Below are 6981 nucleotides of genomic sequence, written 5' to 3'. Positions count from 1 at the left end.
ATCCATCCAGGCAGACAACTCCTCGCGCTTAAACCAAGCCTTTAGAATTAAGGCCAGGGCTATGAGCAGGCCAATTACCAAATACCACTTTACGCTGTAGACAGCGTACCAGAAGCCTGCATCTTCTTGGGGCCTGCCCCAGGCGGCAAAGACGAGTATCAAGACCAGGACCAGGAAGTATAGCGTGGTCTGGCCCAAAGTCCGCTGGCGTCCCCCCTCTCCTTCAGGCACGAGCAGTCCTTTGGTCCTCTCCCGCTCTTCTCCTCTGAAGAGCAGGGCCATAATAAGGCCGATGACTACCGAAAACAGGACCGCTCCCAGGGCCCTGGCCAGGCCGATCTGCCAACCCAGGACTCGGGCTGAAAGGATAATGGCCAAAACATTAATGGCCGGCCCGGAGTAAAGAAAGGCTATGGCTGGTCCCAGGCCCGCTCCCCGCTTGTATATGCCCATAAATAAGGGCAGTACAGTGCAGGAGCAAACAGCCAGTATAGCTCCCGAAACGGCACCTACTCCATAGGCCGTCACCTTGGGGCTATCCGGCCCCAGGTACTTAATGACCGCCTGGGAGGAAAGGAAGTTGCTCATGGCCCCGGCTATAAAAAGGGCGGGTACTAGACAGAACAGCACATGCTCCCTAGCATATTCCTGCAGCATATAAAAAGCTTCTAGTATAGCGCTCTGCATCCTGGGGTGCTGGAAGGGCAGAAAGTAGGCTGCCAGGAATGCGGCTACAATTAGCAGTAACTTGGTCTGCTTGCTCACAGGAACATCTCCTTCAATTAAGGTTCAAAGGCAAAAGGTTATGCGTATCTTCCATCATGTGAAGTTTTACAACTCCTAAGGAGGGGGACAAGAACTTAGCGCTTTTCCGCTGGCTACAAGAGCTTCGTAGCGCTCCCATTCTTCTTGCATCTGGGAGATGTCTTTAATGGGAGCGGCCAGGAACAAATCTAATTCCTTTTTGTATTTATCCAACACATCCTTGGCCAACCGGTAACGAACGCGCTGGCCTTCCTTTTTTTCCTGCGCCAGGCCGATCGCTCTTAACCTTCTAAGATGCTGGGATACAGTTGGTTGAGCAATGTCCATGGCTGATACCAGCTCACAGACGTACATATCGCGCTCTAGAAGGAATTTGATTATTTTCATGCGTGTGGGATCAGCTAGAACCTTGAGATATTCTATTAATCGCTCCACGCTTTCGCTCTCCTTGAGTTGCGACTATCTTTTTATGTTCTTATATTGCTATATGATAATTTTATTATGGCTCAAACGCTCCTGAGTGTCAACCTAATGTTTTTGGGTTAGTCCTGGAAGACATGCTTTCGCTAGTTACAGGCATTGGCAGTTAAGACCGGATGCGATTCAAACTTCCAGCACTTCCCCAATCAGACATGACCATGAATATTGAGTATGTGAATAGTTGTCTCTGGGGCAAATAGGCTCAGAGTCCTGTTCTGGCTAGGGCCCGCCACGCAATAGAGGCTGTCCCAAAAGGAGAGTTCGGGAAGCAGCCCCTGACTTTCAGTTTGCCTTTTTAGGCACTGACAAGGAAGTGAGAATTGAGGCCCCGAATCTCATAGAAAGGTAGCCAGGGCCAATACACCGGCTGCGCCAACCGGCATTATGCGCGCTCGCGGTATTCCTGCCAGATGGCTTCCCGGTAAGCTTCTTCTCGGCCCGGACTAATGTAGTTTCTCTGCCGCACCCGGGCAAGAAGCTCATCCTTGATTTGCTCCTGATCAGTAAGCTTAAGCCTCTTGACCTCGGCGATAGCCTCGTTCAGCCCCACAATGCCTGTTTCAAGACCATCGATATTTACGATCTCGGCGTTGGGCACCGGTCCCCCGCAGCAGCAACTGCCACCGAGATTCTTCCCCTCACCCTGCTTCTGGTTTTCCTCCTCGGGAATCTCCTCAATCCGCACATTACAGCAGTCGCTTCCCTGCTTGCTAAAGATCCTGGACAGTAATCCTTTCTTTTCCGCCATAAGGAACCCCTCCTTAAGCAAAGACAATGTTAAAGGTATATCCGGCCAGCGTAGCTACCGCCAGAATGGTTAACACAAAGGCCGCTACCAACCGTGGTTTGAAGATGCTGGCCAAGAGACTAACCTCAGGAATGCTGGCCCCGGCTCCTCCGATAATAAGGGCCATGATGGCTCCTAGGCTCATACCTTTCTCGAGAAGCACCATGCTGATGGGAATCATGGTTTCCACCCTGATATACAGGGGAACACCGATGGCCGCTGCCACCGGGATGGCCAGGGGATTTTGCGGTCCCGCTACCCCGGCGATCCAGTTGGCGGGGACAAAGCCATAAACTACTGCTCCTATTGCCACCCCAACCAGCAAGTAGGGCAGGACGCCAAGAAACTGTTGCCAGGAGCCTGACAGAGCACGGATAAGACGAACACCCAGGTGGTGGCTTTGCTCCTGTAGGTTCTGTCCGCCCAACACCCTCACACGCTTCACATAAGCTGCCAAGCCCAGCTTTTCCCATATGGCCCCGCTGGCCACTGCCAAGGCAAAGCAGAGCAGCGCGTAGGTGACCGTTACCCGCCACCCCAACATAGCCCAAAAGAGGCCCAGGATGACAGGGTTAAGTAAGGGTGAAGCGACCAGAAAAGATATGGTGGCCCCAAAGGGAGCTCCAGCATTCAACAAACCTACCATAATGGGAATGGTAGAGCAGGAGCAAAAGGGCGTAAGGGCACCAAAAGCCGCCCCAAGAAGGTTTCCCTGACCCCCGCGGCTGCTGAGTGCTCGGCGGACGGTGGCCTCTGGAATGAACTGGCGAAGCAGCTCCACCAGAAAACTGATGCCAATGAATAGGGCTGCCAGTTCAGCCATTATTGTGACAAAAAAATGTAAGCTCTGCTGTAGTGAGTTAATGCCCATGGTTCAAGCTCCTCTCCATTTCTTTAATACATAGATGGGCAATGTATAGGAGCAAAAAATTTAGATTTCTGCCCCTTGGCGCGCCTCTACCGCTTCTAGGATATAGGTGGTAACCTCCTGCCAGGCCTCCATGGCCACCTCAAAGGCCTTTCGGCCCAAAGGGGTGAGGGCATAAATCTTGCGTTCCCGGCCGTTTACTACTTCTGAGCTAGCGGTGACATAGCCTCCTTCCTCGAATTCCCGCAGCACCGGGTAAATGGTTCCTTCCGTGGGAGTGCAGCAACCCCGGGTCACCTCAGCCACCGTACGCGCTATCTCATAGCCGTGCATGGGCTGGGCATAAAGGACTCGAAGGATAAAAAACTTGGAGAGGCTCATCTTGATCAGTCCGTTCCAATACTCGCGATTAGTTAAGTCCATATCTGGCATTCACTACTCCCTTAGGCAAACAGCTTGCTTTTAGAGCTAACCACAACATCCGCCGGGCGAGCAAAAGTCTTTACTCAGGCAACAACTGGTGGCCGAGTATACTGCCCGGTCGGCCTGCGCTTGCTTCTTCTGCTTAGCGGCAAAGAATCGCTTGAGATTCTCCGGTATATCATGCGCTGGCTCTTTTGGCTCTTGCATTTCTTGTGGGCTTCCATAAACCTCCCGGAGTATAGCCTCGATAATCATGGCTTTAGGAGGGACGGTGTATTCCTTTCCTTGGTAAGTCCAAATGCGGCAATCAACCTCTTCCCCGCAAAGATCGCCGCATGATTCGCACCGGGTTTCCTTGACATCAAGCTGGATATCTCGACCGTTAATGCGGATGGTGGGGGAACTGATAAAACCCAGTTGCCGGGCCTGTTCCTCGGTCTCAACGTGAGTTTTCTTTACTTCTATCTCTGTACCTGTGGCCTCGAGGATCTGGGAAACCTCAGCTATGGCTTCTTCCATGTTCCTGTCCGTTCCCTGGCACCTTTGACAGACGTCTAGATCCAGATAAAGCAATTCGATTTCCAGTTTTCTCCTGGCCATTTTAAATAGCCTCCTCAGCTTTTTATCTTCTCACGACGTTTAGTTTCCCGCACATCAAGCGCTAGCTGCCAGTGATAATACCAATACCTAGACCATCTAGGCTTATATTGTTGATAGTAATCCAACGTTTTCGAACTGTCAAGCAGTCACCTGCCCTGGCGCCATTCTCTGCTCGTGCAGATGGTGATACTCTAGGCGTTTCTTTGCTGTCACCGTCAACGTCCGTTTCCGGCGACCTGAATCACTGGCATATGGGACCATCCCGCCACCGCGGATCCTGGGCTCTACGACCGGGGAGGCGAATTCGCTAAACCCTCAATCGCCAGGACCAATCCAGATTACAGCGATTCCCATCCGGGAAGCCACAGTTCTAATTTCCAGGTCGCCGGTCACGATCGGTCCCCGCACCTCGGCCGCCAGCGCCAGGACAAACGAATCCGCATAGGACAAGCCGCCTTCTGACTTGATCTCCGCCGCCCTCCTCACGCGTTCCCAGGGGAGGTCAACTACAGTCAGAGCTTCGTCGGCAAACGCTTCTTCGACAAGCTCATCGGCAGCGGCCCTGCCCCTCCGCCGTAGGAGAATATAGTAGGCTTCGCCCAGGTTCATCATGCTTATCAGGACTTTCCCTATATTTTGAGGCTCGGCCAGGATGCCGGCTACAGTTTCGGCGCCAGGTTCATCTTCGACCAGAGCCAAGAGCGCATAGGTATCAAGGACGTAACTTGGCTGACTCATGACCTCTCCTTCTCCAGGGCTCTTTCTGCCTGCCGCTGGCAAAGCAATTCGGCAGTTAAGGAGTCGTTTCCGGCTGCTTTGTATTTGCCCCTCAGGTTAAGCAACGGATGACGCGGCAGGGGGCGGAGCACAATCTCGCAGTTCTTATCTTCCACAGCCAATTTGTCGCCAGGAGACAGCCCGTAGCGCTTCCGGAGGGCGACCGGGATAACGATTTGACCCTTTTCTGAAATCGTAACCCGCAACATGGTTTTACCTCCTTGTTTTGTTTTACCTGGTGATAATATATTCCCTGTAGCCGTGTGCTACAAGAGGCAGGAGCGGCCCCATCGCCACGGCTGAAGTCCGTCCGGGCTCGCAACCGCATTCTTCGCCAGCCTCTTAAGCAGGCCTCTTGCAGGAAAGAAAGGAAGCCAAGGCTGCAAACAGGCTTGTTCTTGCGTAAGCTTAAAATGTAAGATTTGCAGTCAGGTGACAAGTTGACCATAGTTGGGGTGAGCAAAGCGGCATGGCGCACCCCGAAAGACCTCTCCGAACGGCGCGGAGAAACGATGCAGGAGATTGTTGACAAGGCACTGGAGGAAACCGGTGCAAGCTCTTCCTGGAGGAGGCCAACCGGGCTTTCGCGGAAGTAAGAAACAATCCCCAAGCCTGGCAGGAGGAGCTTGAAGAGCGAAAGACCTGGGATGCGGCAATGGCCGACGGCAACCGCCCCACTACCTAGATTCTCCGTCTCTAAGAACGATTAGGTTTCACAAGCACTCACATGCGCACCCAGCCCTTTGTCGGCTATCTGGTCTCCCGTTGCCGCCATCTAACCCTGGTCAGCCCGGAGTCCGGCCAGCTCCAAGGCCCAGCGCTTCTTCTGCTCCAGGTTTCCCTGGCGAAGCATCATAATTTTCTGGGCCTGGGGGGAGCCGGCCCCGTGCATGCTCTCCACCAGGGCGGTGCCCCCGGTCATGTTCTCTAAGAGCCGGGCAATCCGGACCCGGTACTCGGTACTAAAGTCGGCCTTGCCCCGGAAGTACTTCTTCAGGTAGGGGCCGATTTCGGGGTGCTCAAAGTCCTTCTCCGAGGGCAGGGTGGCAATCAGGCCCCCGGCCAGGTCGTGGGAGAGGCGGGCAATCTCATAAACGTGACGGGTGACGTTCTGCTTGGTGACGTTGGCCAGAAGCGGATCCACGAAGTAGGATCCGCAGGAGAGCTTATGGCCTTCGGCGGAGCAGGCGATGGAACCCTGGTACATGGTCTCGGTAAGGTGGATCATCTCCGCCAGCTTGTCCCGGATGTGGGAGGCCTTGGCCACCCCGTTGGCCTCGGCCAGGGCATAGGTGGCACCGATGATGATGTCGGCTAGGCCCCCTTTACAGCCGCCGTAGTTCTGGCGGTGGGGCCATGGCACCATTATCCTCCTATAGCTCCTCACCGGCCAGACCATACTTTTGGATATTGGCCTCGGCGAAGGTCTGGATGGCCTTGATCATTTCCGCATTCTCGTCCTCAAACAAGTGGGCAAACCTTTTCTGCTTCTTCAAGTATTCTTCCACCGGAAGCACCTGCTTGAGCTTCCTCACGCTGGTGAGCCGGCCGTTTTCGTACTCCACCAGCGGGAAGAGGCCGGTGTTTACAATCATGCGGCTTAAGGCCACAGTCTCCTCGGGGTCAATCCCCCATCCCAGGTTACAAGGAGTAATCACATGAATGTAGGCCGGTCCCTTAACCAGCATCCCCTTTTTTACCTTTTTCATCAGATCATGAGGATAGCCAATGGTAGCGCTGGCCACATAAGGGATATTATGGGAGCGAACTATCTCCACCATGTCCTTTTTCCAGTGGGCCTCGCCGCGCGACAGCTCGCCCAGGGGGGTGGTATTGGTGACCGCTCCGTAGGGCGTGGCCGCACTCCTTTGGATGCCGGTATTCATGTAGGCTTCGTTGTCGTAACAGACGTAGAGGATATCGTGTTCCCTTTCCAGCATCCCGGAAAGGGAGCCGAAGCCGATGTCAAAGGTGGCCCCATCGCCGCCGATGACTACCACGTGGGTGTGGTCATTGCCCTTGTATTTCAGTGCCGCCTCAATGCCGCTGGCCACCGCGGGCGCATTTTCAAAAAGGGGATGGACCCAGGGCAGCTCCCAGGCCGAAAGGCCGTAGGTGGAAGTAAACGTTTCCAGACAGCCGGTGGGGCTGACTACAATGGTATCTCTTCCGGCCGCCCTAAGAATAAGCCTTGTCCCGATAGCCACCCCGCAGCCCGGGCAGGCGTTGTGGCCAGGAGCCAAGTAATTTGCTTGGGCTTGTGCTTCCATATCGACCAACC

10 protein-coding genes are annotated in these 6981 nt (G+C 54.2%); all 10 read right to left on the bottom strand.

Going from position 1 to position 6981, the window contains the following annotated elements:
• Nucleotides 1-765: permease (locus H5U02_01695; GenBank protein ID MBC7341164.1), on the bottom strand; the 765-nt coding region annotated here is incomplete at its 3' end.
• A gap of 75 nt (nt 766-840) precedes the next feature.
• Nucleotides 841-1200, bottom strand: coding sequence for a winged helix-turn-helix transcriptional regulator (locus tag H5U02_01690; protein MBC7341163.1), 360 nt, complete (start codon nt 1198-1200; stop codon nt 841-843).
• Between the two features lie 427 nt (nt 1201-1627).
• The gene (locus H5U02_01685) at nt 1628-1993 is read right to left on the bottom strand and encodes a hypothetical protein (GenBank protein MBC7341162.1); all 366 of its coding nucleotides are present in this window, start codon (nt 1991-1993) and stop codon (nt 1628-1630) included.
• A gap of 13 nt (nt 1994-2006) precedes the next feature.
• Nucleotides 2007-2903, bottom strand: a complete 897-nt coding sequence (locus tag H5U02_01680; GenBank protein ID MBC7341161.1) for a permease — start codon at nt 2901-2903, stop codon at nt 2007-2009.
• Between the two features lie 60 nt (nt 2904-2963).
• Complete coding sequence (locus tag H5U02_01675; protein MBC7341160.1) at nt 2964-3281, bottom strand: PadR family transcriptional regulator; 318 nt, start codon at nt 3279-3281, stop codon at nt 2964-2966.
• A gap of 87 nt (nt 3282-3368) precedes the next feature.
• A complete protein-coding gene (locus tag H5U02_01670) occupies nt 3369-3923 on the bottom strand; it encodes a DUF2703 domain-containing protein (GenBank protein MBC7341159.1) in 555 nt (184 codons plus the stop codon).
• A gap of 315 nt (nt 3924-4238) precedes the next feature.
• Nucleotides 4239-4661, bottom strand: a complete 423-nt coding sequence (locus H5U02_01665; GenBank protein MBC7341158.1) for a type II toxin-antitoxin system VapC family toxin — start codon at nt 4659-4661, stop codon at nt 4239-4241.
• Nucleotides 4658-4909 carry an AbrB/MazE/SpoVT family DNA-binding domain-containing protein gene (locus tag H5U02_01660; GenBank protein MBC7341157.1) on the bottom strand — a complete coding sequence of 84 codons (252 nt, stop codon included), beginning with the start codon at nt 4907-4909 and terminating at the stop codon, nt 4658-4660. Before H5U02_01660 ends, H5U02_01665 begins: the two co-directional genes overlap by 4 nt.
• 566 nt (nt 4910-5475) lie before the next feature.
• A complete protein-coding gene (locus tag H5U02_01655; protein MBC7341156.1) occupies nt 5476-6099 on the bottom strand; it encodes a hypothetical protein in 624 nt (207 codons plus the stop codon).
• Entirely contained in the window at nt 6074-6970 is an 897-nt protein-coding gene (locus H5U02_01650; GenBank protein ID MBC7341155.1) for a hypothetical protein, read from the bottom strand. Before H5U02_01650 ends, H5U02_01655 begins: the two co-directional genes overlap by 26 nt.
• Nucleotides 6971-6981 lie beyond the last annotated feature (11 nt).

The organism is Clostridia bacterium, assembly GCA_014360065.1.
Taxonomy (GTDB): domain Bacteria; phylum Bacillota; class DSM-521; order Neomoorellales; family JACIYF01; genus JACIYF01.
This window is presented reverse-complemented; position numbering and strand designations above follow the sequence as displayed.

Excerpts from the sequence above, each read along its gene's own strand:
- H5U02_01660 (MBC7341157.1), bottom strand. The coding sequence starts at position 4,909 with ATGTTGCGGGTTACGATTTCAGAAAAGGGTCAAATCGTTATCCCGGTC.
- H5U02_01650 (MBC7341155.1), bottom strand. The coding sequence starts at position 6,970 with ATGGAAGCACAAGCCCAAGCAAATTACTTGGCTCCTGGCCACAACGCC.
- H5U02_01675 (MBC7341160.1), bottom strand. The coding sequence starts at position 3,281 with ATGAGCCTCTCCAAGTTTTTTATCCTTCGAGTCCTTTATGCCCAGCCC.
- H5U02_01670 (MBC7341159.1), bottom strand. The coding sequence starts at position 3,923 with ATGGCCAGGAGAAAACTGGAAATCGAATTGCTTTATCTGGATCTAGAC.
- H5U02_01680 (MBC7341161.1), bottom strand. The coding sequence starts at position 2,903 with ATGGGCATTAACTCACTACAGCAGAGCTTACATTTTTTTGTCACAATA.
- H5U02_01685 (MBC7341162.1), bottom strand. The coding sequence starts at position 1,993 with ATGGCGGAAAAGAAAGGATTACTGTCCAGGATCTTTAGCAAGCAGGGA.
- H5U02_01655 (MBC7341156.1), bottom strand. The coding sequence starts at position 6,099 with ATGGTCTGGCCGGTGAGGAGCTATAGGAGGATAATGGTGCCATGGCCC.
- H5U02_01665 (MBC7341158.1), bottom strand. The coding sequence starts at position 4,661 with ATGAGTCAGCCAAGTTACGTCCTTGATACCTATGCGCTCTTGGCTCTG.